Raw genomic sequence first — 25,157 nt, forward strand, 5'->3', positions numbered from 1 at the left:
TCCCTGTGCCATCTAACTTCTGAATCCTTCTTCAGTTTTTCAAACAACTTCTCTTTTCCTTCCTCCTTCGCCTTAAGGTCTGCAACTTCAGATTCCAGTTGAGCCTTCTGTGCTTCAAATTCCCTTTTCTTCTGTGCTTCTTTCTCAAGCAAATCATTGAACTTGTTTTCTATCGAGTTCAGACTTGCCTCCAGACTTTGTTTCTTTTCTGCTGAATAGCTTACTGTTGCCATTATAAATAAAGCTGACAGCAAAAGCATTTTTCTTTTCATAGTTTTCCTCCTTTAATATAGCATTACTTCACATAACATTATTTATTCTATTTAATATTGTTATTTATGATAATAAAATAATATTTATTAATTAAGTTTTTATTATATTTCTATATAAGTAATTTGTTATTTCTGTTTTTTTTATTATATATTTCTTTTTTTTTAGTTATAGCATATTATAGCATATTTTAAGATTATTGTATCTAGTTGTTTTTATCATCTTATATATTTTTTTTATGAAAAAATTGTAAATTATATTTTTAATATATCATTCGTTCATTTAAACAATTATTTTTATTTATTTATATTCTACTTTATATTTTCATACACAGAATTTTCTATTTTTACTGTGGTAAAATTAGAAATAAAACCATAGGAGGTACTCAACATGAAAAAATCAAAATTATTATTGGCAGCTGTTCTTATTTTCTGCTCATTAAACAGTTCATCGTCAAATTTATCTTCTTCAAATTCAAAGAAAACATCAAAACCTGCACAGATATCCAAAACTTCAGAAAATAAAGATGTTTTTAGAAATATCAGTAAATCTGAGCTGGATGCAATAGGAGAAAAAATCTTCAAAAATGAAGCAGGAGGGGCAAAAAGTAATCTTGTTTACTGGAATGAAGGCGAAAACTTTCCTTCACTTGGAATAGGCCATTTCATATGGTATAAGGAGGGGGAACCTGGAATCTTTGAAGAAAGTTTTCCTCAGTTAGTGGAATACATAAAAAATAAAAATATCAAGTTACCAAAAATAATGGTGAAAAATAAGTATTCTCCATGGAAAAGCAGACAGGAATTAAATAATTTAAAAAACAGTAAAAATGCTGACATTGAGGAACTGACAAATTTTCTGTATAACAATAAGGATTTACAAGTTATGTTTATCTTCAAGAGACTTGAAGCTTCCCTTGAAAAAATGCTTGAAGCCTCTGATAATAAGGAAAATGTAAAAAAACAGTTTTACAGGGTGTCTAATTCGCCAAATGGACTTTATCCGCTAATTGACTATGTCAACTTTAAAGGGGAAGGAACTAATCCAAAAGAAAGATACAACGGCCAAGGCTGGGGACTGCTGCAAGTATTGGAAAATATGAAAGGAACTGAAACAGGAAAAGCTGCTCTGACTGAATTTTCCAATTCTGCAAAATTTGTACTTCAACGTAGAGTAAATAACTCAGATCCTTCAAAAAATGAGAAAAAATGGCTTCAGGGATGGTTTAACAGATGTAATACTTATGCAGAATAAAAAAGGTGTACTGTACCCAAAATCTTGAACACAAGATAGGAGGTGCAGTACAATAGTGTATATTTTCCTATCTATTTACATTTCTTAAATTCTTTAAAAATAGCTTTTCTGCATATTTGAAATTTGAATTAAGCATAAAAAAATACTATGACATACTTTGAAAAAATCGAGGTAAAATATAAATATAACAAAATAAATTTTTAACTTGCGACACTTAAATAACTATTAAAGACAGGTGATAAGTTATGGATTATGCTGAATTAAAAAAATTAATGAAAAATCAGAAGGATGAAATGACAACTCTTGAAAGGACAAAAGCTTACAATGCAGGACAGGAGGTGGACTATCTTCCATTTATGTTACATGCCCCCGATTATGCAATGGCAAATATTTTTGGATATACCAGCACAGACTACAACAGTGACTTTGAAACAAGAATTAAAATCATTGAAGCAATGCGTACAAGATTTGGAATAGACAACCTATCTGTAGGGCTTACCCTGAGAACTCTTGGTGCTACCGTAGGTTCCAAGCTTCACTATCCTAAAAATGGTATTGATTATGTGGAAGACCACATACTTAAGGATTATAAGGATATGGCCAGTCTTAAAGAAATTGATCCTCGAAAGGATAAGACTCTTTCATCTATTCTGGAAACTGCAAAAAGGCTGAAGGATAAATTTCCGGATATGAATATAACAACACGGTCTGCAGGTCCTATTTCTACTGCTGTGTCTATAAGACCTATTGAATCTTTACTTAAAGATACAAGAAAAGATCCTGAAAATCTTCATAAATTATTGGAATTCTGCACTAGAAATTCATTGAGATGGTTTGAAGTTTTCAAGGAGGAAATAGGTGCTGTAGGAACAAGTTTTTCTGATCCTGTGTCATGTATGGATGTTATAAGCAAATCCCAGTTTGATGAATTTTCCTTACCATATATTAAAAAAATGATAGAAGGAATTTACAAAATTATGGGAAGGAAGCCAGGTTCCCACATTTGTGGAAAAACTAACAAAATATGGACTGATTTAGCTGATGCAGGACTTTTTTTCTTCAGTGTGGATAACTGTGAAGACCTGCACGAAGTAAAACTTACAGTTGGAGACAGGATGCAGATAGCAGGAAATGTTCCTCCTGTAGATGTTATGCTTTACGGAACAATTGATGATGTAATTAATTCATGTAAAGAATGCATAAAAAAATGTGCAGATAGTCCAAAAGGATTTATTCTGGCCACAGGCTGCCAGCTGCCTATTGGAACTCCTGAAGAAAACGTAGATGCATTCATATATGCCGCAAGAAAATACGGAAGAGGGGCAAAACTGGGGCAGATGCCCAAAGGAATACAGGAAGAAGAATAAAAGTTTAAAATTGGAGGAAAACCGGACTAATGATAATACAAATAATTTCAGGATTTCTTGGAGCAGGAAAAACTACATTCATAAATAAATATATATCAGGAAATAAAGGAAAAACCGTTATTATCGAAAATGAATTTGGAAAAATAGGACTCGATAAGAAACTGATACAGGGAAATATTCCTGTCAGGGAAATAAATTCAGGATGTATATGCTGCAGCCTTGTTACTGATTTCAGGGAATCAATCAGAGCAATTATGGATGAATTTTCTCCCGAAAGGATAATTATAGAACCTTCTGGAGTTGCACAGCTGTCAGATATTTTGAAGGTATGTAACTTTTTTAACAGGGAATATGGTATTGAAATATCAGACAAAATAGTGATAGTTGATATTGAAAGTTTCGAAGACTGTCTTGAAGATTTTGGAAACTTTTATGTTGACCAGATTGAAAATGCAAGCATTATAATGTTCAGCAATATTGAGGAAGTGGAAAGCGACGCTATCGACAGAATTATACTTAAAATGAGGGAGATAAATCCGGAAGCATCTATTTTCAAGGAAGACTGGAGAAAAATTACAAGTGAAGAAATAGAAGCCATCCTTGAAGAATCTAGAAAAAATATAGTAAAAGCTAGAGAAACTGATAATTCTGATAAAACACATTCTTCAGATGAACATCATCATCATCCTGCAGACAATATTTTTGAATCTGTATCTTTCAGCAATATAAAGAGTTTTTCTGAAAAAGATATGGAAGAATTAAAGGAAAAAATTGCCGAAGGATATTTTGGTAAAGTTATAAGGGCAAAGGGAATTATCCCTTCAGATTCTGAAGAAAGCTCAGAAAACTTTAGATACTGGCATTTTGACAGTAATCTGTCTTCATTTAATTTTGATAAGATGAAAATGGAAAATTTACCAAACTTTGATTCAGGTGATAAATCAGGAAATGTAATATTAATAGGAAGCAACCTTAAAAGAAATAAGATAGAAAAATATTTTTTAAAGTAATAACATATACAATTTCATATTTTTATATAGTGATATTTTTACAATATTGAAAAGGGAATCCGGTTTGAATCCGGAACAGCTCACTCTACTGTATTATGGACGAAAATCTCAATAACCACTCTTTCCGGGGAAGGTGAGATTTAAGGAAGAAGTTAAGTCAGGAGACCTGCTATATAATTTAATACAAATTTTTCGGTGGGGAAAAATAGATTTGATTAATTGTCTATTTTTGTCCATTTTTTTATTATTTAATCATAATATTTCAGAAATTTCATCTTGCAGGCAGAAGGACAGTAAATAATAATAAAAATTATAAAATTTGATATTACAACTTATTATAGAAGGAATTTTACATGAACAGAAATGATCAAATGACACCGATGGAAAGACTTGGAGGTTTTCTGACCGGAGGTGATATGGACAGAATACTTGCAATGCCACTTATATGCTCAATGTCAGGAAAATGTGCAGGAATGACTCACAAGGAAAAGAGATCTACTGCAGAAAATGAGGCAAAATGCCAGATTGAAGCATATAACAGATTTGGAAACGACGTTCTTATTGCTGAATATGGTCTTCATACTGTAGGAAAAAGCCTTGGAAGTAAAATGAGTGACCCGGAAGATGCAGTTCCTGCAATAGTCGACCATGTTTTAAAGGATTTGGCAGATATTGACCAGCTTGATTTTGAAAAGGTAAAACTGAAAAACAGCAAGGATTTCCAGCTGCATCTTGAATGTGCAAAAATTCTGATTGACAGAATGGGAAAGGAAGTTCCTACCGGAACTCTTATATCAGGTCCGCTTACTGCTGTTGCCAGCATATATCCCGTAGAAAAGCTTTTAAAGGCTCTCAGAAAAAGAGGGGAAGATGTACATAAACTTATGCGTCTATGTACTGATGCATTGAAGGAAGTTCATAATGAATTTGTCAATGTAGGTTCCATGATATTATTTTGTGAACCGATAGCTTCAGGATCTATAATTTCACCTAAAGATTACAGGGAATTTGTACTTCCATATACAATAGAGCTTATGGAAAACATACATGACCACAAAGGAATGGTATGTTACCACATTTGCGGAGACACTAAGAAAATTATTCCTGAAATGCTGAAAACTAAACCTGACATGATAAGTATAGATAACAGGGTACCGATAGGATTTGCAAAGGAACTTATTCAACCTTACATGCCTCTTGTAGGAAATGTGGATCCTGTGGAAACTATGATACTTGGGACTCTTGAAAATGTTGATAAGGCTGTAAAACACTGTATAAAAGAAGCTTATGACAGCAAAAACGGATATATTTTATGTACAGGATGTGATTTAAATGGAAATATTCCTCTGGAAAATCTTGATGCATTTATGAATGCCTCCAGAAAATACGGAAAATTCCCTATAAATCCATCAAACTGGGAATAATTGAAAATAATTAAATAATAAAATAAGTTTAAACTGCTGATATTTAACTGAATTTAGAAACATTACTTAAAAAATAGGGAGGAATTAAAATGGCTAAATCAAAAGAAGAATTGCTGGAAAAATTATCAGAATGTGTTGTTGAAATGGAAGATGAAGAAGTTGTAGATGTGGCAAATGAATATGTGGAATCAGGATATCCTGCACTTGACGGTATAATGGAAGGGCTTGTAGATGGAATGAATAAAGCAAGTGACTTATACGATGAGGAAGAATACTTCGTTACAGATCTTCTTCTTTGCTCAGATGCAATGTATTCAGGTATTGATATATTAAAACCTCATCTTCCTGTGGAAGAAAATAAAGGGGAAAAACTGAAAATAGTTATAGGAGTTGTTGAAGGGGATACTCACGACATAGGGAAAAACCTTGTTAAAATAATGCTTGATACTGCCGGATTTGAAATGTACGATCTTGGAAGGGACGTTCCTCTTGATAACTTTGTGGATAAGGCTATTGAAGTGGGGGCATCGTTGATATGCATGTCAACACTTATGACTACAACTATGGATGGAATGCGTATAGTTATAGAAAAATTAAAGGAAAAAGGTATTAGAGACAATGTAAAGGTTATGGTCGGAGGAAGCCCTATATCCCAGAAATATGCAAATGAAATTGGAGCAGACGGATATTCTGCCAATGCGGTTGGAGCAGTAAAACTTGCAAAAAGACTGGCAGGGATAAGTTAAATATTATATAAAAAGAGGATTGATATTATGCTCAATGAAAAGGAAAGACTGGCAAAGGCATTGAAAAATGAAAAGATAGACAGACCGCCATGTATATGCCCCGGCGGTATGATGAACATGATTACTGCCGAATTAATGGATGTGGCAGGAATAACATGGCCTGAAGCTCATTTAAATCCTGAAATGATGGCAAATCTTGCAATTGCCAGTTATGAAAATAAATGTTTTGAAAATGTTGGAGTTCCCTTCTGCATGACAATAGAAGCAGAAGCAATGGGAGCCAAGGTTACTATGGGAAGTAAAATTTTTGAACCTCATGTTACAGGATATGCATTTGATTCGGTAAAGGACTGGAAAAAACTGCATAAACTTGATTTAACAAAGGGAAGGGCAAAAGTTGTACTTGATGCCATAAAAATTATAAAATCAAAAAATCTCAATGCACCAATTATCGGGAATATTACAGGTCCTATAAGTGTTGCAAGTTCAGTAATTGAACCTTCAAATTTTTATAAAAGTATGAGAAAAGACAACGAAACTGTCCATGAATATATGAAATTTATAACAGAAGAAATTATAGAATTTGCAAATGCACAGATTGAGGCAGGGGCAGATACGATAGTTATCTCTGATCCAAGCGGAACAGGGGAGATTTTAGGACCAAAATTTTTTGAAGAATTTGTAGTAAAGTACATAAATATGCTCCTTGACGGAATAAAAGATAAAAGTGTTGGAACAATTGTCCATATCTGCGGTCAGATGAAGAATGTATATAATGAAGTTGCAAAGGTGAAGAGTGATGCCCTCAGTTTTGATTCAATTGTATCAATAAAAAAGGCAAAAGAACATCTGGGAAACAGGGTAATAATGGGAAATGTCAGTACATATGTCCTTGAATTTGCTTCAGAAAGCCAGGTTGAAGCAATGGCTAAAACATGTATTAAAAGCGGTTCAGATATTATTTCCCCTGCCTGTGGGCTTGGAACTAAATCCCCAATTGCAAATATACAGTCTATCCTGAAGGCTGTAAAACAGGAAATAGAGTAAGAGGTGACCCTGATGCCTAAAATAAAAATTGTTGGAAATGATAAGGAAATTTTATATAGCAACGGAGAAACTTTACTGGAAATTTTATTAAGGGAAGGCTTTTTTATTGACAACCCGTGCAACGGAAAGGGAACATGTGGAAAATGCCGTGTAAAAATTTTGGAAGGTGATATTGAAGAGCCTACCGTTACTGAAAAAAAACTTATAAGTGAAAATGAACTGAAAAATGGAATAAGGCTATCCTGTCTTGTAAAACCTGATGCAGATATTTCTGTTGAACTTTTTCAGAAGGAAGGGGCACACAAAGTCCTTACGGCCGGATACACTCCTAAATTTGACTTTAACATAAATGTTAAAAAAATTCCTGTGTATATTGAAAAACCTTCCCTTAAAAATCAAACTCCCCTTGAAGAACAGTTTAAAAAGGCTACAGGAGTGAAAAAAAGTATCGGTATAGACAATTTACTGGATATTGAATATTCTGAAGGGGAATATACGGCAGTAATATATAATGATGAAATTATAGGTATTGAATCCGGAAATACTGCAGATAAAATTTTTGGAGTGGCAATTGATATAGGAACTACTACTGTTGTATGCGAACTTGTAGATATGAATACAGGAAAACAGCTTGCAAATTCATCCATGATAAATGCACAGAAACATTTTGGGCTGGATGTCCTTACCAGAATAACTTATGAGATAGAAAATCCTGAAGATGGAATAAATAAACTTCAGACTGCCATTGTTGATTCAATAAATGACATGATAGATGATGTATGCCACAAGACAGGAATAGAAAAAAAATATATTTATGAAGTTTCAGTCGGAGCAAACTGCACTATGATGCACATGCTTCTTGGAATCAGTGCAAAAACTATTGGAAAATCTCCATATGCACCTATTTTTACAGGCTCAAGAAATATTTTAGCCAGCGAAATAGGAATAAAAATCTCAAAAAAAGGACGTCTATACTGTCTTCCTTCAGTATCTTCCTACATAGGAGCAGATATTGTTGCAGGTGCTTATGTGTGTGATTTGCAGCATAAAAAGGGAAATGTCCTGTTTATAGACATTGGAACAAATGGAGAAATAGTACTTTCAAAAGCAGGAAAACTTTTAAGCTGTTCCTGTGCCGCAGGTCCGGCTCTGGAAGGAATGAACATAAGCTCGGGAATGAGGGCTTCTGAAGGGGCTATTGAAGATATTGAAATTGTAAACGGTTTTGTTAATATAAAAACCATAGGCAACAAAAATCCTGTCGGTATTTGTGGAAGCGGAATTCTTGCGGCAGTGAGGGAACTCGTTAAATCAGGAATTATAAAAAAAGAAGGAGCTTTTATAAAAAAAGACAAACTTCCTGAAACAGATTCCAGATATGACTTAATCCAGCTGAACGGTAAAAAAAGGGAATTTATAGTATGTGATAAAATAGCATCAGATAAAAATAATCATGAAAATGAAAAAATCCTTATTACCCAGGGAGACATAAGACAGGTACAGCTTGCCAAAGGAGCTATTCTTTCAGGATTTCTCGCCCTTCTGAGAAAAGCGGGAATAAGTATGTCAGAGCTTGATAAAGTAATGATTGCAGGTCAATTTGGAGCTCATCTTCCGGCTGACAGCCTCACAGGTACAGGTATTCTTCCAGAAGAAGTTGGAGATAAACTGGAATATGTAGGAAATTCTTCAAAGGCGGGAGCCTACATGGCATTAATGTCTTCTGATGTAAAGAAGGAAATGGAAGAGCTTGCAGTAAATATGGATTACATGGAACTCGGTGCTATTGAAGACTATGAAAGGCTTTTTTCAGATTGCCTCATATTTCCTGAAATAAAAGATTAACTCAGGGACAGTGTCCATTAATTTTGTGAAAGGAGAGAAAAATGCCTAAAATTATTGATTTTAACTGCACTTTTCAATATTCTGCCGGAATAAATGAAAATGTGACAAAAAAACTTGACCTGAAATTTCCTGATGCATATATGAAAAGGGAAACAATGGCTGAAATAGCTCTTGCAATTAAAGAATATGATGAAGCTACATTTTGCGAGCTTCCCTTCTGCCATACAGTTGAAGCCGAGTCAATTGGCGGACTTGTAAATTATGGTGATGAAAAGGCAGTACCAAGAGCAAAGGAATATATATGCACGAAACCTGAAGAAATACTTGAACTAAAAGAAATAGACTTTTCAACCGGAAGGATTTATGAAGTTCTGGAAGCCTGCAGAATCCTTGTGGAAAAAGGTGAAAATGTAGTTCTTGATGTGGCAGGACCTTTTACTGTCATGAATGTTCTTATTGATCCTGTACATATTTTCAAGGCAATGAGGAAAAAGCCTGAACTTATGAAGGAAGTCTTCTGGAGATTGGGAAATGATGTATTAAAATACATTGAAGAAGCTTTAAAACGTGGAGTTACCATGATAAGCTATGCTGACTCGTCAGGAGGTGTAAATATTCTCGGTCCAAAAATGGCAGAACAGGTTGTGGAAGATTTTACTTATGAATACTTGAAAAAAATGCAGGATTTAGTTCAGGATAAAGCTCTGGTTCTTCTATGTCCTAAAACAACATTTGCTCTTCTTGGTACTGAAAAAGCTGAATTTACTGATGTGGAACTTCCATCTTCCATGAGATACAGTGATGCGTGTGCATTTCTTGTGGGAAAGGAAACTTTTGCTGGCCAGATGTGCATTAAAAATATTAAATATGAGCTGAAAAGCGGTATATTCAAAGCAGTGAGACTTAAATAGAAATATATGAAATATAGAAAAATATATAAATAAGACAGTTCTGAAGAGGATTTAATTCTTCATCGCTGTCTTTTTTATTCTGTTTATAAATCTATTTATTATTTCTTCTTCATTTTAACAGTTTTTTTTACTTTTTTTCTTAACTGATTATAAGCCCATTCCACATATCCCATTGTTGAATTAAACAGATCATTATTTTCAGCAAAGGAAATAGCAAGTTCTTCTATTGTAGCCGGTCTATATCCAAAGTCATTTATCTCTTCTAAAATATTATCTATTTTTCCTTCATAAACTAATTTAAAAAATTTTTTCGTGTCCTTGTTTCCTTCTTCAAGTTCTTTCAGATATTTAAGTGATTCCTTTAAATCTTTCTTTCTATAATAAAGTATTGAAAGGGGAAGAACCAGAGAAGTTTCAAAAGAATTAAACTTCTTGTAAAGCCTAACAGCTTTTTTATCGTTTTCAGTAACCGCATAAAGATACATTAGAGTATGTCTTACTCCTAAATTATCATTTTTACATAATTTTATCATGTCTTCACATTCAGAAATTGCAGTTGATAACATTCCACACTCCTTAAGAAATTTAGCATATTCAAACTTTATTCTCATATATGGACGTGTTTCAACCATTAACCAAAAACTCCCAATATTTTCTTTATCCATAAATCCTTTTTCTATCATAATTTTTTCGCCATGTTGTAATATTTTTTCAGTTCTTTCAATTAGGTCAATATAACTGTCTGCTTCTATTTCTGCAATAAAAAAAGCGGCATCTAAATTTTCCGGATTCAGTTTTAAGGATTTTTTTGCATACTTAAGAGATAAGGATAAATCTTCTGTCATTTTTGCAAGTTCATAAAAATCATCTGATGTTTTTGCAGTTCTTGCATCAAGTACAAAATTCATTTTCATTTTATTGTATTCTTTTATGAAGACCTGTATTAAGCTATCCATTTCATCTTCTGTTGTTTTTTCTGTTGTATTTGCTTCCAAAAATTTTTGAAGTGCCTTGTTCATTTTTTCTGTCTCTCTACTCATAAGTTTTTCTACCTCTATCTTTTTTTTTTATTATACCATAATTTTCCTGTTTCATTAACTATATTTCTTTTTTCTTATATTCATATGCTATAATGTACAAAAATCTAAATAAAACGGAATGGGAAAATGTCAAACTGCACCTTAAAACTTGTAAGCATATGACAGGAAGGAGAAAACCATGGTTAAACCAAAAAAACTTAAAAAAGGGGACACAATAGCTGTAGTCAGTCTTTCAAGAGGGGTATTGGGGGAAGATCTTTGTAAACACAAGGTAAAAATGGGAACTGAAAGTCTTAAAAAAATGGGACTCAATGTAATTTTTATGCCTAATTCCCTAAAAGGTATAAAATATACGGAAGAGCATCCTGAAAAAAGGGCACAGGATTTAAAAGAAGCTTTTAAAAATCCTGATATTAATGGAATATTATGCGCTGTTGGCGGAATTGACGGATTTAAAATTTTTCCTTACCTAATGGAAGATGAAGAATTTAAGAAAATAGTACTGGAAAATCCAAAAATCTTTACCGGTTTTTCTGATACTTCAGTACATCATATGATGTTTTATAGGCTAGGTCTTCAGACTTTTTACGGTCCTTCGTTTCTGACTGACATTGCAGAAACTGATAACAAAATGCTTCCCTATACTGAAAAATACTGGAATATTTATACAGGCAGCACTTTAAACGAAATAACTTCAAGCGACATATGGTACGAAGAAAGAACTGACTTTTCAGAAAAATCTATAGGTGTACCTAGAATATCCCATAAGGAAACTAAAGGATTTGAACTGCTTCAGGGAAATGAAAATTTTAGCGGTAAACTACTTGGAGGATGTCTTGAAGCACTTTACAATATAATTTCGGGACACAGATTTAAGGAACAGAAGGAAATATGTGAAAAATATAATATCTTTCCATCTTCTGAAGAATGGAAGGATAAAATACTGTTTATTGAAACTTCTGAAGGAAAATCTTCTCCTGAAGAATACGAAAAGATGCTTAATACACTTAAAGAAAAAGTCAATTTTGATTCCTTAGGTGGTATTATTATTGGAAAACCTCAGAATGAAGTTTACTACGAAGAATATAAAAAAATTCTATGTAAAGTTGTAAATAATCCCGACATTCCGATAGTTTACAATGTAAACTTTGGCCATGCCTACCCACGTTGTATTCTTCCTTATGGAGTAAATATTGAATATAGACACTCTGAAAAAAAATTCATTTTTAATGAACCTCTTTTTAGCGAGTAAAAGTGATAGCTCTATCTTCTTTTTTATTCCCACTTTTTTGAATATGTTATAAAAATATGGTTATTCTCATATTTCTTTAAGATTACAGTGATATAATATACAAAAAATAAATTCAGGAGGTCTCTTATGAAAAAAATTATTACATTATCAATATTATCACTTGCAATTGCAGGAGTTTTAAATGCAACTACAGTAAAGGTAGGAAATAATATAAAAGTAACTGCACCTGGATCAACTTCTGTAAATGTTTCAAAAAATGGAAATGTAAAGGTGAACACAGGAAAAGTAAGTTCAGGAACTAAAAATGGAAACGGGGCTACATCTAAAAGTGGAAAAAGTATTTCAGTAAGCGGTACTTCACAGACAAAAACTATAACTGCAAACGGTGGAAACGTTTATGTATCAGGAACTGATAATAATATAACTATCAGAGGAAATGCTTCATTGGTAAGTGTTTCAGGTAGTGATAACAAAGTATATGTTGATTCAGTTTCTCAAGTTACAGTATCAGGGGTAGATAATAAAGTTTACTACAAAACAAGCCCTACCAAATCAGGAAAACCATCTATTTCAACTACCGGAGTCGATAATTCAGTTTCAAAAAAATAGAATTTTACAATAAAAAAAGAACTGTTCAGACAGGAAAACTAAATTGCTTTTAACTTTATTTTCCATATCTGATATAGTTCTTTTTGTTTATTCTTTTTCAATACATTTCTTTAACAAAATAAAATGCTGCTGTAATTTATTTTAATTTTTTCTGCTCAAACTTTTTCCCGTTATAAATTACATATTTCTTATCCTGCAATGCTCCCGGATTTAAATATATGATATTATTTTTTTCATTCATATATTCCCTGTGAGTGTGGCCAAAAATGCATATATCAGCTTCCACTTCTTCAGCTTTTGCTTCTATTTCCCTCATAGTACTCTTTACACCGTAAAGATGCCCATGTGTAAGAAATACTTTTTTACCATTTAATTCAAATATTTCAGTATCTTTTGTATCGTAATCGTAATAGTCAGTATTTCCTTTCACTATCTTAAAAGGAATTTCACTGTAGATTAACGCCATATCCATGGCATCTGTACTATGATCCCCTGCAAAAATTACCATTTCAGGTTCTTCCAGATTCATTACCTTCTGAAAATAATCAAGTCTTGTATGACTGTCTGAACAAATCAGAACTTTCATTTATTTTTCCTCCCTGCATTGTAAAAAACTTATTTCCCTATTTTAAACATGGCATAATTTTATACTAGGAATATTGGTACATCAAGATTTTCCAGCAATCTTATTCCAAGTTTTCCTGTAATTCTTTCCACCATTACTGTATATCTCAAATCTCCCATTAAAACAAGGTCATAGTTTTTTGACTCTGCCATTATTGTTTTGAAGGTATCCCCTTCCCTTAAAATCAGTTTATAGTTATCTCCAAATCTTTCACTTAATTTCTGATTTGACTCATCTTCCTCAACATTTACCCTTAATACATCAACCTTCTGTTCATCAAACATGTAGAAGAATGTAAATAATGTTTTGTTTGCATTGTAGGCTCCGTCATCAAGCAGAAGAAGATTGTCAAGTTTAAAATCTTTTCTGTTTGGAAGCACTATAACAGGTTTGTAGATACTTCTCAGAAGCTCCTTCATATACGGACTTATTTTTTCATTTTTTACAGTTACTATTAAATCATATTTTTTAAGTTCTTCTAAAGCAATTTCAGCTGATTCCCCTTCTTTAGTATAAACTCTTGAAAATTCCTTTTCCAGAGGTTCCTTTATCTTTTCAAAAGTTTTGTTTTCAATGTCCCTGAATTCCTTATATGCAAAATTTGTTCCCAGATTTATCCCTATTCCTTCCACAGTCACAGGGAAAACATCATATTTAAGAATATCTTTTACATAAATAGCATCCACTTTTACATTGTATCTTTTCTTAAACACCTTGGCAAACTCCACCAAAGGTTCAACTTCATTTTCTGCTGATACTAAAAATAACGCCCTTTTCAATAACATCTGAATCACTCCTTCTGTTCTTTTTCATAATATATATTTTTATAATATTATTTTTCTGAATCCTGCCACTTTTAAAAGACTTATTTTAAAAATACTGATTTACACTAGTTTTTCTATTTATTCTTTTTACAGTTTTACTTACTTTTTTTCTTCCAGTTCACTTTCAGAAGTAATTTTTACAGTTGAAGCAACTTTTTCATTGTTTCTTACCTTCATAATTCTTACTCCTGCTGTTGATCTTCCAATTACTGATATTGAATCTACCCTTGTTCTTATAAGAGTTCCTTCCGATGTAATAAGCATTACTTCTGTTTCATTGTCTACTATTTTTACATCAACTATTTTTCCTGTTTTTTCATTCATTTTCAGGTTGATTATTCCTTTTCCGCCTCTTGACTGAACTCTGTACTCACCAAGTTTAGTTCTTTTTCCATATCCTTCTTCAGTTACTGTCAGAACACTCAGTTTATTGAATTCTTCTTCACCTATTGCCGGATCAATAATTGCGGCCGCAACTACAATATCATCTTTTCTAAGATCTATTCCCTTCACTCCTGCAGCAGTTCTTCCCATACTTCTTACATCTTCTTCAGAGAATCTTATTGCAACTCCGTTTCTTGTAGCTATAAAGATTTCATTCTTATGATTTCCACTTGTAAGACCTATGTAAGTAAGCTCATCTTCTCCATTCAGTGTAAGCGCTCTTATTCCTGCCTTATTTATATTTGCAAACAGTGTCAGGTCAGTTTTCTTAACTTTTCCGTCTCTTGTAATGAAGAACAGTTTTCTATTTTCTTCAAATTCACGCACTTTTATTACAATACTTACCTTTTCATCATTAGAAAGCTTGATAAGGTTGCTTATCAGCTTACCTCTTGCCTGCTTTCCTGATTCAGGTATTTCATAGACCTTCATGCTGAATACTTTTCCTTTTGTTGTAAATATAAGCAATGTATCCAAATTTTTAGCAATGTACATGTCTTTTATAACATCATCTTCCACAGTGTTTGTAGCATTTACTCCTACTCCACCTCTTCTCTGTGAATGATAAGTATCAGTTGCCACTCTCTTTACATATCCCTTTTCAGTCAATGTAACTACAACATCTTCATCCTTTATCAGATCTTCAATTCCAATTTCAACTCTCTGTTTTCTTATTTCAGTTCTTCTCTTATCACCGAAATCTTCCTTAAGTTTCATTGTCTCTTCCTTTATTATCTGATATTTTCTCGCATCGTCAGCCAGTATTGCCTTCAGGTCTGCAATTAAAAGCATAAGTTCATTGTATTCCTGATCTATCTTATCTCTTTCCAGTCCTGTCAGCCTCTGCAGTCTCATATCCAGTATTGCCCTTGCCTGAATTTCTGTAAATCCAAAGCTTTTCATTAGCTCTTCCCTTGCAATATTTGCATCTCTTGAAGCTCTTATTATTCTAATTACTTCATCTATATTATCAAGAGCTATTCTAAACCCTTCCAATATATGTGCCCTTGCTTCAGCCTTGTTCAGTTCAAATTGAACCCTTCTTGTAATTACAGTATATCTATGTTTTAAATAATTTTCAAGTATTTGTTTTAAATTTAATACTTTTGGGGTATTATCCACAAGTGCAAGCATTATTACACCAAATGTATTCTGTAAATCAGTATATTTGTAAAGGCTGTTTAATATAAGTTCACTTTCTTCACCTTTCTTAAGCTCAATAACAACCCTTATTCCTTCCCTGTCTGATTCATCCCTAAGGTCAGAAATTCCTGTAAGTTTTTTCTGTCTTACAAGGTCGGCAATTTTTTCTATAAGTCTTGCCTTATTTACCTGATAAGGAAGTTCTGAAACAATAATCGACTCTTTTCCTGTCTTTGATGTTTCAACATCAATTTTTGCCGCAACTTTTATTTTTCCTCTTCCTGTTTTGTAAGCATCTATTATTCCCTGTCTTCCATTTATTATTGCTCCTGTAGGAAAATCAGGACCTTTTATGTGAGTCATCAGTTCATCTATAGTTATTTCAGGATTATCAACCATGGCTATTATTCCGTCACATACTTCATTCAGGTTATGCGGAGGTATATTTGTAGCCATTCCTACCGCAATTCCCGTTGCTCCGTTTAAAAGAAGGTTAGGCAGCTTTGCAGGAAGCACCGTAGGCTCATCCAGACTTTCATCAAAGTTTTTTCTGTAATCAATAGTGTCCTTGTTTATATCTGCAAGTAATTCATCTGTTATTTTTGCCATTCTTGCTTCAGTATATCTCATTGCCGCAGCTTCATCACCGTCGACAGAACCAAAGTTTCCATGCCCGTCAACAAGTTCGTATCTCATGTTAAAATCCTGTGCCATTCTTACCATTGCACCGTATACGGCACTGTCTCCATGAGGGTGATACTTACCAAGAACGTCTCCGACGATTCTGGCAGACTTTTTAAATGGAGCCTTGTGAGTCATTCCCATGTCATTCATTGCAAACAGAATTCTTCTATGTACAGGTTTAAGCCCGTCACGTACATCAGGAAGTGCCCTGCTCACAATAACGCTCATTGAATAATCCAGATATGCTGATTTTATTTCATCTTCTATATATACGTTACTTTCATTAGAAAGATCAGTAGCCTTTGTCATTCCTTCCACAGTTATTTCCCTGTCATCATTTTCATCTGATTCATCAGTGACATCTTCTATTTCATCTTCTCTTTCGTCATCATCATAAAAATTATCCGACATTATATCACTTCCGTATAACTCCAGAAAATCATAAATATTTCTCCGTGATTATCTTTTTTAAGTTATACTTCTCCTTTCATTTTATTTTCCAGTTCATATATTTTTACAGGCTTATTCACAATTATATATCAAGGTTTCTTACATAATTTGCATTTTCTTCAATAAACCTTCTTCTAGGTTCCACCTTGTCCCCCATAAGTATATTGAACATTTTGTCAGCATATGAGGCATCTTCCATCGAAACCTTAAGAAGTGTTCTCACTTCAGGATCAAGTGTAGTTTCCCACAGCTGTTCCGGATTCATTTCTCCCAGCCCTTTATATCTCTGTATTGTATATTTTCTATTTTCATTTTCAAGAGTTTTTGTAACCTGTTTCAGCTGGTCATCAGAATACGCATATTTTATTGCTTTCCCAGCCTGAATTTTATATAAAGGTGGCTGCGCTATATATATGTATCCTTCATTTATAAGTTCTCTCAAATGTCTGTAGAAGAATGTCAGCATAAGGGTTCTTATGTGCGCTCCATCTACGTCGGCATCTGTCATAATTACTATTTTATGATATCTCAGCTTCGAAAGATCCATTTCTTCTCCAAATCCTGCTCCAAATGCTGTTATCATGGCTCTTATTTCTGCATTTTCCAGAGCCTTGTTTATTCCTGATTTCTCAACATTCAGTATTTTCCCTCTTAGAGGAAGTATTGCCTGGAATCTTCTGTCTCTTCCCTGTTTCGCCGAACCTCCCGCAGAGTTTCCTTCGACTATGAATATTTCAGATTCTGAAGGATCCTTTGAAGAACAGTCTGCAAGCTTTCCAGGTAACGAACCTACTTCAAGGCTGTTTTTTCTAAGTACAAGTTCCCTAGCTTTTTTCGCCGCTTCCCTTGCTTTTTTAGACATTGACATTTTTTCAATTATTTTTTCCGCTTCCTTTGGATGATCCTCCAAGTAGAATTTAAGGTTATTTCCCACAATATTTGAAACTATTCCTGTTACTTCACTGTTTCCAAGTTTGGTTTTTGTCTGCCCCTCAAACTGCGGTTCAGGAATTTTCACGCTTATTACGCAGAAAAGTCCTTCCCTTACATCTGATCCCTGGAACGATCCGTCTTTTTCCTTTATGATATTCATCTGTTTAGCTATATCATTTATTGTTCTTGTAAGTGCCGTTCTGAATCCACTTACGTGTGTTCCACCTTCGTATGTATTTATATTATTTACAAATGAATATACATTTTCCTTCTGGGATACTGTATATGTCATTGCAATTTCCACTTCAACAAATTTAGCTGATTTATGTTTTTTTACAACATTTCCCTCTGCGTCAGTCGTTTCAACATCTTCCTCTTCCTGAACCTTGTATGTGTCACTCATGTATATTATATCGTCAGAAATTTTTTCCTCATCTGTTATTTCAGTAAGGAAGTCCTTTATTCCTCCCTCAAACAGGAATTCTTCAGATTTTATCTTTTCACTGTCCCTCTCATCTGCAAGCTCTATTTTAAGTCCTTTGTTAAGATAAGCAAGTTCCTTCAGTCTTGATTCAAGTACAGAATAGTCATAAACTGTTGTTTCAAATATTTCAGCATCTGCCTTAAATCTTATAGTAGTTCCATGTTTATCTTCAGGAGCTTCTGCTATCTGGACAGGGTCGCTTACAGGAATTCCTCTTTTAAAAGTCTGTCTTACTGTTTTTCCATCCCTTGTAACTGTAGCTTCTACCCATTCAGAAAGGGCATTTACAACTGAAATTCCTACTCCGTGAAGCCCTCCTGATACTTTATAGTTGTCATTATCAAATTTTCCTCCCGCATGAAGTACAGTCATTACAACTTCAAGTGTAGACTTTCCTGTTTCGTGCATTCCTATCGGGATTCCTCTTCCGTTATCTACCACTTCTATTACATTATCAGGTAATATTTTTACAGATATGTTATCACATATTCCTGCCAGAGCCTCATCGACACTGTTATCCACTACCTCCCATACAAGGTGATGAAGTCCTTTTGAAGAAGTTGACCCTATATACATTCCCGGTCTTACCCTTACGGCTTCCAGTCCTTCCAGTACCCTTATATCCTCGGCTCCATAATTATTAGACATTTTTTCCTCCGTTTATATCTTATTTCGTTTTTCCCTATTCCTATTATTATACAATATATATTTTAGTTTAACGTTTGTGTTACTTGTGTTTTATTTTTATAAATATATATGTAACTATTTTCCCACACAGAAGTTTCCAAATACGTGATCCAGAATATCTTCCGATGATATTTCCCCTGTTATTTCCGAAAGTGAATCAAGTGCTTCCTTCAAATCCACAGAAATTAAATCCATAGGCATTCCTGCATCTATCGTTTCAAAAATATTTCTTATTGCATCCTTTGTCTTTTCAAGTGCTGTCTTATGTCTTATATTGGTAATTATAAGCTTTTCAGATGAATCTTCAACATTTTCCTCAACTATATAGGAATATATTCTTTCTTCCATATCTTCAATACCTATATTATCCTTTGCAGATATTTCCAGAATATTTTCAAGATTGAATTCCTCAAGCTCTATTTTTCTTTCAAGATCTATCTTGTTTAAAAGTACAATTGTCTTTTTATTATGATTCTGTATTTCCTCTATTACTTCCCTATCTTCACTTTCAAGTTCCCTCGAAGCATCCAGCACAAGCAGTACAAGATCCGCATTTTCAATAAATTTCTTTGATTTTTCCACTCCGATATTTTCAACAATATCTTCTGTCTTTCTTATTCCCGCCGTATCTGTCAGTACCAGCGGAATCCCTTTTATATTAATTATTTCCTCTATGACATCCCTTGTTGTTCCCGGAATATGTGTAACTATTGCCCTTTCTTCCTTCAGAAGTGAATTCAGAAGGGTTGATTTTCCCACATTAGGCTTTCCGGCAATTACAGTTTTTATACCTTCCTTTATTTTTTTCCCCTTGTCGTAGGAGGATATAAGTCTGTCTGCCTCTGCATATACATTTTCAAGATTTTCCCTCAGATTAGAAGGAAGCGGATCGTCTATCCCCTCTTCAGGATAGTCAAGCACAACATTTACATGTGCTGTCACATCAAGCAGAGCCTTCTTGAAGCTGGCTATTTTATCCCTCAGGTCTCCACGTAGCTGTTCAAGCGACAGTGAAATACTCTTTTCAGTCTTTCCATGAATAATGTCCATTACCGCCTCTGCCTGTGAAAGATCTATTCTTCCGTTCATGAATGCCCTTTTTGTAAATTCCCCCTGCTCAGCATGTCTTGCACCGTTTTTCAGGACAAGCTCCAGTACCTTTTCGCTTATCAGATGCCCACCGTGGCAGTTTATTTCAACAACATCTTCACAAGTGTATGTTTTAGGTGCCTTCATTCTTACAGCCATTACTTCATCTACTATTTTTCCATTATCGTGAATAAATCCGTAATTAAACTTATAAAAACCCAAATCTCTGTTTGGGTTTTTAGTATTAAATATTCTCTCCAGTATTTCAAATGATTTATCCCCCGATATTCTTATTATTCCTATTCCGCCCTCACCTCTTGGAGTTGAAATTGCGGCTATTGTGTCAAATAACATTTTCATACCTCATTTTTTTACTAGTCTTTTATTCTTTTTATAACAAGATATCTCTTAGGTTCTTCTCCTACACTTTCTGTCTTAAGCCCTTTTATAAATGAAATTTCTTCGTGTATAATTTTTCTTTCCCTTGCAGACATAGGATTAAGTTTTACATTTCTTCCTGAATCAAGAACTTTTTTCCCTTTTTTTCTTGCAAGATCCCTTAACGCTTCTTCCCTTTTATCTTTGTAATTGTTTGAATCTATAACTACTTTTATATTTTTTAAAGTTTTTACAGAAGTAAGAAGGTATTCAATGGCATTTAATGCACTTCCTTTTTCCCCTATAAGATATCTTATATCCTTACCGTCAACATTTACAACATATCTTTCTCCTTCTTTTGATATGTTTACTATTTTAAGGCTAAGTTTTGAATTTACAATAAATTCCTTCATGAAACTTCTTATTCTTCCGAAATTAGGATCATCAGAATTTTCAGCTTCAACTTCCACTTTTTTGTTTTCTTCCTTCTGAACTCTTGTATTTTCATTGTTTAAACGTTCATTTTTCTGATGTTTTTCCTTGTTTTCGGTATTCTGGCCATTCCAGTTTTTTCTTCCCTGTTTTACATTTTCCTTTGGATTTTTTCCGTCATTTTTTCTATTTTCTTTATGGTTATTTCCTGAATTTCTAAATTCATTTTTCCTATTTTCAGATTTTACTTCATTTTTCCCTGAACCTGTTCTGTTTTCAGCAGGTTTTACTTTTGGATTTTCCCTTTTTTCACCTTTTTTTACAATTTCTATTTCATATTCACCATTTACATTGAAGAAAAGTATTTTTTTAGGTTCCTTCAGGACTGTTATCCTGAATTCTTCATCCTCACCCAGTGTAAGGCTTCTTTTTACCATATTGTCCAATTCTTCTCTATTTTTAGCTTTTAATACTATTTTTTCCATCATCACTTCTTCCTTTCATAATGATATACTGTTGTGCAAGCGAAAGAGCTCCTGAAACTAAATAATATAATGTTACCCCTGAAGGCATTCTGTAGAAAAGGAACAGCATCATAAGAGGCATTGTATACATCATTGACTGAAGCTGGTTATTTCCATCCTGTCCTTTAGTAGCTCCAGACATAATTTTCTGCTGCAGGTAAGTTACTCCTGTATTTAAAATAGGAAGCAGGTTAAATGCAAAATTTCCAAACATAAACAGTCTGTCAGGCTGCTTCAAGTTAAACCATAGGAATGTCGCATCATTTGGAATTGTCTTTCCGCTGAATGCATAATATAGTGCTACGAAAACCGGTAACTGAATTAAAAGAGGTAAACATCCTCCTAAAGGATTTACATTGTTTGCTTTGTATATTTCAGCTGTTCTTTTTTGATATTCCTGCGGATCGTCCTTGTATTTTTCCTTTATTTTATCCAGTTCAGGCTGTAATTCCCTCATTTTTTTCATTGATTTTTCCTGTTTCAATGTCAACGGGAAAACTATTATTCTCATTAAAATTGTTATTATGATTATTGCTATACCAAATTTACCCGGTATTCCTAGATGACCTACTGCTTCCGCTATTTTTTCCAAAAGAAAAACAACGGCTTCTTCAAGTATTTTTATTCTGAACATTTATCTTTTTCCTCCATTATATTATTTTTTATTTTAACGGGTCATATCCTCCCTTGTTAAAGGGATGACATTTTAAAATCCTTTTTATGCTGAGGTACGCTCCCTTTATGGCACCATATTTTGTAATAGCCTGTCTTGAATATTCTGAACATGTAGGATAAAACCTGCATCTTCTTCCAAATGCACCTGAAAAAAATTTCTGATATATTTTTATCAAAAATAGAAGCACATGTTTCATTTTTTAATCACCTTTAACATATCTTTTTCAATATCTTCATATTTTAAGCTAGCCAGTTTTTCCTTCAGAACTGCCTTTCCTACAAAAATATAGTCTGTACCTTCTTTAAATTTTTCCTTGTTATTTTTTACAAATTCCCTAAAAAGTCTTTTTATCCTGTTTCTCTGAACTGCGTTTCCTGTCTTTTTACTTGCCACAAATCCAAAACGCTGCATACAATTTTTATTTTCAGACACAAAAACAATGGCATACCTAGTGTACACCTTCCTGGATTTGTTGTAAATTGTCGTGAAGTCCCTGCTTCTTTTTAATTTATCAATCATTTTTATAAACTTTCTGATATTTTGTTAAAAACCCGGTGTTGTTTTAAAGTCACCGGGTTATGCTGATAGTTTTGCTCTTCCTTTATTTCTTCTTCTTTTTAAAACATTTCTACCGCTTTTAGTTTGCATTCTTTTTCTGAATCCATGATCTTTTTTTCTTTTTCTTTTATTTGGTTGGTATGTTCTTTTAGTCATTTTCTTTCCTTTCTGAGTTATTTAAGTGTAAGTCTTTTTTTCAAGTAGTTTACATATTATGATAAACAAATTTTACGAAAAAGTCAAGGAATATTTGCATTAATTTTCTTTTTTATTAATAAATAACATTTTTCTGATATAATATAAGGGGATTTCTTCCTGTTTTAAAAAAATCTGAAAAAACTTTTTTCCACTTTGCTATAATATTAAATATATATATATTCTTTTTATATTAGTATTATTATAGGAGTATGGATTTGTTGGAAGCCAGGAAAATAGGGACAGTTTTTAATGGAAAATATGTTGAAAAGAAAATTGTAAATTGTTGATAAAAAATTATAACACAATTTTTAACAGGCTTTTTAACATAAAATCTTGAAAAAAAAATAAAAAAAATTTTATTGTGTAAAAAAAGTTAGTTTCTAAAAAAAACAGTACTTTAAGATGGTGTGGAAAAATGTGTTAAAATGTGGGAAAGTGAAAGAATCCTTTAAAAAATCTATGAAAAAATGTTTATATTACTGTTGGAAAGTTGAAAAGTACCTTCCTTGATTAATTATATTTTTTATGTTATATTCAATATGAAATAACGTAAAAGGAGTTGTAAATATATGGAAATGAGTGCCTCAAAGCTATGGGAAAAAATTTTAAAAATTATAAAAAAGAGAGTAAATGAAGTAGAATTCAATACTTTTTTTAAAAACGTAGAGGCAGAAGAAATATCTGATAACACATTAAAGCTGATTTGCAGCACAAATCTTGTAAAAAAGAACATGGAGAAATATAAGGAACAGATAGAGGAAATAATTGAAATAATTACTGACGAAGAAATGAAGGCGGTTTTTGAAGTGAAGGTTCAGGAACCTGTACAGAGCAGCAGCTACAGATTTTCAGAAAACAGGGCTGACAGAAGCGACAGAATAAATACAGGTCTTAATGAAAAAAACAACATTGATAATTTTGTGGTAGGTGACAACAGCAGGCTTGCATATAATGCATGTCAGGCGGTTGTGGAAAATGAAATTCCTGTTTATAATCCGCTTCTTATATACGGTGGTTCAGGGCTTGGGAAAACCCATCTGATTCAGGCTACAGGAAATGCCATCGTTGAAAAATATCCATACAAGAAGGTTTTTTATTCAACTTCGGAAGAATTTTCAAACACTTTTTTCCAGATGCTTCAGAAGGGGGAAATACAGGAGTTCAGGGATACTTTCAGAAGCCTTGATGTACTTCTGCTGGATGATATCCAGTTTTTCGAGAAGGTTTTCGGAAAAGGTGGAGGAACTATCGAGGAAGAGTTCTTTCATACCTTCAACAAGCTGCAGGAACTTGGAAAGCAGATAATTATGATAAGTGACAGATACCCTAAGGATATAAAAAATCTTTCAAAGAGAATGGAATCAAGATTTCTGTCGGGGCTTTCTGTGGAAATACAGCAGCCGGGATTTGAAACAAGGGTGGCTATACTGAAAAGATATGCAGTGAAAAGAAATATTGAAATTGATGACAATATACTTGAATATATAGCTGACACTGTTGATACGAATGTAAGGGAAATGGAAGGAATGCTTACTTCAATGAGTGCCAGATCGAAACTTCTTAACGAAAAGATAACTTTACAGCAGGTACAGGATGAGCTGGCTAACAGGATAAGAAGGCAGAGGGCTGAAATAACTGCTGAAAAAATAATAGAAACAGTATCTGTGGAATATGATGTACCTGTCACAGATATGAAATCAAAGAAAAGACAGAAGAAAATAGTGAATGCAAGACAGATTGCAATGTTTCTTCTGAAGAACAGGCTTGATCTTAACCTGACTACAATTGGAGGACTGTTTGGTGGAAAGGATCACAGCACTGTTATAAGTAGCATAAGAAAAGTTGAAGGTAAAATGGAAGACAGCAAGGTATTTAAAGGGGAAATAGACAGGCTGAAACAGAATATTTCAAAATAGTGGATAAAGAAGTCAGGAAGCTGAAAACCTTGAAATATTAATGGACTGGCAAACTGTCGGAAAGGAAGAAAAATGAAAAATAAAAATGATGAAATAGAAACTGTAGAAATAAATACAGAATTTATAAAGCTTGACCAGCTTTTAAAATGGGCAAACTTCACTGCTTCAGGAGTGGAATCAAAGATGTTTATACTGAATGGGGAAGTGAAGGTAAACGGAGAAGTTGAAACACGAAGGGGAAAGAAAATATACGACGGATATGTTGTGGAATTTAATGGGGAAAAGATAAAAGTTAAGGCTCCTAAGGCTCCTACAGAATAACCGTCTAAAAATATAG

Annotated in this window: 24 protein-coding genes and 1 riboswitch; of the genes, 12 read left to right on the plus strand and 12 right to left on the minus strand. The window is 33.3% G+C overall.

Annotated elements, in window-relative coordinates; all coding sequences use genetic code 11:
* Positions 1-272 (minus strand): adhesion protein FadA (locus tag HMPREF1984_RS10155; protein WP_021767913.1); only part of this gene is annotated, 272 nt, incomplete at its 3' end.
* Positions 273-660: 388 nt separating this feature from the next.
* Here HMPREF1984_RS10155 and HMPREF1984_RS10160 point away from each other — a divergent pair.
* From HMPREF1984_RS10160 to HMPREF1984_RS10195, 8 genes are all read left to right on the plus strand, one after another.
* On the plus strand, positions 661-1,524 hold the full coding sequence (locus tag HMPREF1984_RS10160) for a hypothetical protein (protein ID WP_021767914.1): 864 nt from the start codon (positions 661-663) through the stop codon (positions 1,522-1,524).
* 245 nt (positions 1,525-1,769) lie between these two features.
* Positions 1,770-2,891 (plus strand): uroporphyrinogen decarboxylase family protein, encoded by a 1,122-nt coding sequence (locus HMPREF1984_RS10165; protein ID WP_021767915.1) that lies wholly within the window; start codon positions 1,770-1,772, stop codon positions 2,889-2,891.
* A 29-nt stretch (positions 2,892-2,920) separates the two neighbouring features.
* Positions 2,921-3,901 carry a GTP-binding protein gene (locus tag HMPREF1984_RS10170; protein WP_021767916.1) on the plus strand — a complete coding sequence of 327 codons (981 nt, stop codon included), beginning with the start codon at positions 2,921-2,923 and terminating at the stop codon, positions 3,899-3,901.
* Between the two features lie 10 nt (positions 3,902-3,911).
* A riboswitch (cobalamin riboswitch) is annotated at positions 3,912-4,090 on the plus strand.
* A gap of 164 nt (positions 4,091-4,254) precedes the next feature.
* Entirely contained in the window at positions 4,255-5,325 is a 1,071-nt protein-coding gene (locus HMPREF1984_RS10175) for a uroporphyrinogen decarboxylase family protein (protein WP_021767918.1), read from the plus strand.
* Positions 5,326-5,414: 89 nt separating this feature from the next.
* Positions 5,415-6,071: a corrinoid protein gene (locus HMPREF1984_RS10180; RefSeq protein WP_021767919.1), complete on the plus strand. Its 657-nt coding sequence runs from the start codon at positions 5,415-5,417 to the stop codon at positions 6,069-6,071.
* Positions 6,072-6,098: 27 nt separating this feature from the next.
* Complete coding sequence (locus HMPREF1984_RS10185) at positions 6,099-7,118, plus strand: methylcobamide:CoM methyltransferase MtbA (RefSeq protein WP_021767920.1); 1,020 nt, start codon at positions 6,099-6,101, stop codon at positions 7,116-7,118.
* Positions 7,119-7,130: 12 nt separating this feature from the next.
* Positions 7,131-8,963: an ASKHA domain-containing protein gene (locus HMPREF1984_RS10190; RefSeq protein ID WP_021767921.1), complete on the plus strand. Its 1,833-nt coding sequence runs from the start codon at positions 7,131-7,133 to the stop codon at positions 8,961-8,963.
* Positions 8,964-9,004: 41 nt separating this feature from the next.
* The gene (locus tag HMPREF1984_RS10195) at positions 9,005-9,874 is read left to right on the plus strand and encodes a uroporphyrinogen decarboxylase family protein (protein WP_021767922.1); all 870 of its coding nucleotides are present in this window, start codon (positions 9,005-9,007) and stop codon (positions 9,872-9,874) included.
* Between the two features lie 98 nt (positions 9,875-9,972).
* On the opposite strand, the gene HMPREF1984_RS10200 is transcribed toward HMPREF1984_RS10195, so the two are convergent.
* Positions 9,973-10,914 carry a hypothetical protein gene (locus tag HMPREF1984_RS10200; protein ID WP_021767923.1) on the minus strand — a complete coding sequence of 314 codons (942 nt, stop codon included), beginning with the start codon at positions 10,912-10,914 and terminating at the stop codon, positions 9,973-9,975.
* Between the two features lie 178 nt (positions 10,915-11,092).
* Here HMPREF1984_RS10200 and HMPREF1984_RS10205 point away from each other — a divergent pair, with 178 nt between their 5' ends.
* Together HMPREF1984_RS10205 and HMPREF1984_RS11045 are read left to right on the plus strand one after the other, a co-directional pair.
* Positions 11,093-12,166 (plus strand): S66 peptidase family protein, encoded by a 1,074-nt coding sequence (locus HMPREF1984_RS10205; protein ID WP_021767924.1) that lies wholly within the window; start codon positions 11,093-11,095, stop codon positions 12,164-12,166.
* Between the two features lie 126 nt (positions 12,167-12,292).
* Complete coding sequence (locus HMPREF1984_RS11045) at positions 12,293-12,775, plus strand: DUF3060 domain-containing protein (protein ID WP_021767925.1); 483 nt, start codon at positions 12,293-12,295, stop codon at positions 12,773-12,775.
* Positions 12,776-12,911: 136 nt separating this feature from the next.
* Here HMPREF1984_RS11045 and HMPREF1984_RS10215 read toward each other — a convergent pair whose 3' ends face one another.
* From HMPREF1984_RS10215 to rpmH, 10 genes are all read right to left on the minus strand, one after another.
* Positions 12,912-13,361, minus strand: a complete 450-nt coding sequence (locus HMPREF1984_RS10215; RefSeq protein ID WP_021767926.1) for a YfcE family phosphodiesterase — start codon at positions 13,359-13,361, stop codon at positions 12,912-12,914.
* A gap of 59 nt (positions 13,362-13,420) precedes the next feature.
* Complete coding sequence (locus tag HMPREF1984_RS10220; RefSeq protein WP_021767927.1) at positions 13,421-14,185, minus strand: hypothetical protein; 765 nt, start codon at positions 14,183-14,185, stop codon at positions 13,421-13,423.
* Positions 14,186-14,323: 138 nt separating this feature from the next.
* On the minus strand, positions 14,324-16,804 hold the full coding sequence (gene gyrA / locus HMPREF1984_RS10225; protein WP_036100652.1) for a DNA gyrase subunit A: 2,481 nt from the start codon (positions 16,802-16,804) through the stop codon (positions 14,324-14,326).
* Between the two features lie 223 nt (positions 16,805-17,027).
* A complete protein-coding gene (gene gyrB / locus HMPREF1984_RS10230) occupies positions 17,028-19,010 on the minus strand; it encodes a DNA topoisomerase (ATP-hydrolyzing) subunit B (RefSeq protein ID WP_021767929.1) in 1,983 nt (660 codons plus the stop codon).
* Positions 19,011-19,124: 114 nt separating this feature from the next.
* Entirely contained in the window at positions 19,125-20,492 is a 1,368-nt protein-coding gene (mnmE, locus tag HMPREF1984_RS10235) for a tRNA uridine-5-carboxymethylaminomethyl(34) synthesis GTPase MnmE (RefSeq protein ID WP_036100602.1), read from the minus strand.
* Positions 20,493-20,512: 20 nt separating this feature from the next.
* On the minus strand, positions 20,513-21,433 hold the full coding sequence (locus HMPREF1984_RS10240) for a R3H domain-containing nucleic acid-binding protein (protein WP_036100654.1): 921 nt from the start codon (positions 21,431-21,433) through the stop codon (positions 20,513-20,515).
* On the minus strand, positions 21,408-22,106 hold the full coding sequence (locus HMPREF1984_RS10245; RefSeq protein ID WP_021767932.1) for a YidC/Oxa1 family membrane protein insertase: 699 nt from the start codon (positions 22,104-22,106) through the stop codon (positions 21,408-21,410). The genes HMPREF1984_RS10240 and HMPREF1984_RS10245 overlap by 26 nt, the downstream gene beginning before the upstream one ends.
* Before the next feature lie 28 nt (positions 22,107-22,134).
* Positions 22,135-22,344 (minus strand): membrane protein insertion efficiency factor YidD, encoded by a 210-nt coding sequence (gene yidD, locus HMPREF1984_RS10250; protein WP_021767933.1) that lies wholly within the window; start codon positions 22,342-22,344, stop codon positions 22,135-22,137.
* Positions 22,341-22,667 (minus strand): ribonuclease P protein component, encoded by a 327-nt coding sequence (gene rnpA / locus HMPREF1984_RS10255; protein WP_036100605.1) that lies wholly within the window; start codon positions 22,665-22,667, stop codon positions 22,341-22,343. Before rnpA ends, yidD begins: the two co-directional genes overlap by 4 nt.
* 57 nt (positions 22,668-22,724) lie before the next feature.
* Positions 22,725-22,862, minus strand: a complete 138-nt coding sequence (gene rpmH / locus HMPREF1984_RS10260; protein WP_021767935.1) for a 50S ribosomal protein L34 — start codon at positions 22,860-22,862, stop codon at positions 22,725-22,727.
* A 611-nt stretch (positions 22,863-23,473) separates the two neighbouring features.
* Here rpmH and dnaA point away from each other — a divergent pair.
* Both dnaA and yaaA read left to right on the plus strand, forming a co-directional pair.
* Entirely contained in the window at positions 23,474-24,820 is a 1,347-nt protein-coding gene (dnaA, locus tag HMPREF1984_RS10265; protein ID WP_021767936.1) for a chromosomal replication initiator protein DnaA, read from the plus strand.
* Between the two features lie 72 nt (positions 24,821-24,892).
* Positions 24,893-25,141: a S4 domain-containing protein YaaA gene (gene yaaA / locus HMPREF1984_RS10270; protein WP_021767937.1), complete on the plus strand. Its 249-nt coding sequence runs from the start codon at positions 24,893-24,895 to the stop codon at positions 25,139-25,141.
* Positions 25,142-25,157 lie beyond the last annotated feature (16 nt).

The organism is Leptotrichia sp. oral taxon 215 str. W9775, from assembly GCF_000469505.1.
Taxonomy (GTDB): Bacteria; Fusobacteriota; Fusobacteriia; order Fusobacteriales; family Leptotrichiaceae; genus Leptotrichia_A.

Bases quoted from the DNA above. Each gene is read 5' to 3' on its own strand.
- HMPREF1984_RS10160 (WP_021767914.1), top strand. From the start codon at position 661: ATGAAAAAATCAAAATTATTATTGGCAGCTGTTCTTATTTTCTGCTCA.
- HMPREF1984_RS10165 (WP_021767915.1), top strand. From the start codon at position 1,770: ATGGATTATGCTGAATTAAAAAAATTAATGAAAAATCAGAAGGATGAA.
- HMPREF1984_RS10170 (WP_021767916.1), top strand. From the start codon at position 2,921: ATGATAATACAAATAATTTCAGGATTTCTTGGAGCAGGAAAAACTACA.
- HMPREF1984_RS10175 (WP_021767918.1), top strand. From the start codon at position 4,255: ATGAACAGAAATGATCAAATGACACCGATGGAAAGACTTGGAGGTTTT.
- HMPREF1984_RS10180 (WP_021767919.1), top strand. From the start codon at position 5,415: ATGGCTAAATCAAAAGAAGAATTGCTGGAAAAATTATCAGAATGTGTT.
- HMPREF1984_RS10185 (WP_021767920.1), top strand. From the start codon at position 6,099: ATGCTCAATGAAAAGGAAAGACTGGCAAAGGCATTGAAAAATGAAAAG.
- HMPREF1984_RS10190 (WP_021767921.1), top strand. From the start codon at position 7,131: ATGCCTAAAATAAAAATTGTTGGAAATGATAAGGAAATTTTATATAGC.
- HMPREF1984_RS10195 (WP_021767922.1), top strand. From the start codon at position 9,005: ATGCCTAAAATTATTGATTTTAACTGCACTTTTCAATATTCTGCCGGA.
- HMPREF1984_RS10200 (WP_021767923.1), bottom strand. From the start codon at position 10,914: ATGAGTAGAGAGACAGAAAAAATGAACAAGGCACTTCAAAAATTTTTG.
- HMPREF1984_RS10205 (WP_021767924.1), top strand. From the start codon at position 11,093: ATGGTTAAACCAAAAAAACTTAAAAAAGGGGACACAATAGCTGTAGTC.
- HMPREF1984_RS11045 (WP_021767925.1), top strand. From the start codon at position 12,293: ATGAAAAAAATTATTACATTATCAATATTATCACTTGCAATTGCAGGA.
- HMPREF1984_RS10215 (WP_021767926.1), bottom strand. From the start codon at position 13,361: ATGAAAGTTCTGATTTGTTCAGACAGTCATACAAGACTTGATTATTTT.
- HMPREF1984_RS10220 (WP_021767927.1), bottom strand. From the start codon at position 14,185: ATGTTATTGAAAAGGGCGTTATTTTTAGTATCAGCAGAAAATGAAGTT.
- gyrA (WP_036100652.1), bottom strand. From the start codon at position 16,804: ATGACAAAGGCTACTGATCTTTCTAATGAAAGTAACGTATATATAGAA.
- gyrB (WP_021767929.1), bottom strand. From the start codon at position 19,010: ATGTCTAATAATTATGGAGCCGAGGATATAAGGGTACTGGAAGGACTG.
- mnmE (WP_036100602.1), bottom strand. From the start codon at position 20,492: ATGTTATTTGACACAATAGCCGCAATTTCAACTCCAAGAGGTGAGGGC.
- HMPREF1984_RS10240 (WP_036100654.1), bottom strand. From the start codon at position 21,433: ATGGAAAAAATAGTATTAAAAGCTAAAAATAGAGAAGAATTGGACAAT.
- HMPREF1984_RS10245 (WP_021767932.1), bottom strand. From the start codon at position 22,106: ATGTTCAGAATAAAAATACTTGAAGAAGCCGTTGTTTTTCTTTTGGAA.
- yidD (WP_021767933.1), bottom strand. From the start codon at position 22,344: ATGAAACATGTGCTTCTATTTTTGATAAAAATATATCAGAAATTTTTT.
- rnpA (WP_036100605.1), bottom strand. From the start codon at position 22,667: ATGATTGATAAATTAAAAAGAAGCAGGGACTTCACGACAATTTACAAC.
- rpmH (WP_021767935.1), bottom strand. From the start codon at position 22,862: ATGACTAAAAGAACATACCAACCAAATAAAAGAAAAAGAAAAAAAGAT.
- dnaA (WP_021767936.1), top strand. From the start codon at position 23,474: ATGGAAATGAGTGCCTCAAAGCTATGGGAAAAAATTTTAAAAATTATA.
- yaaA (WP_021767937.1), top strand. From the start codon at position 24,893: ATGAAAAATAAAAATGATGAAATAGAAACTGTAGAAATAAATACAGAA.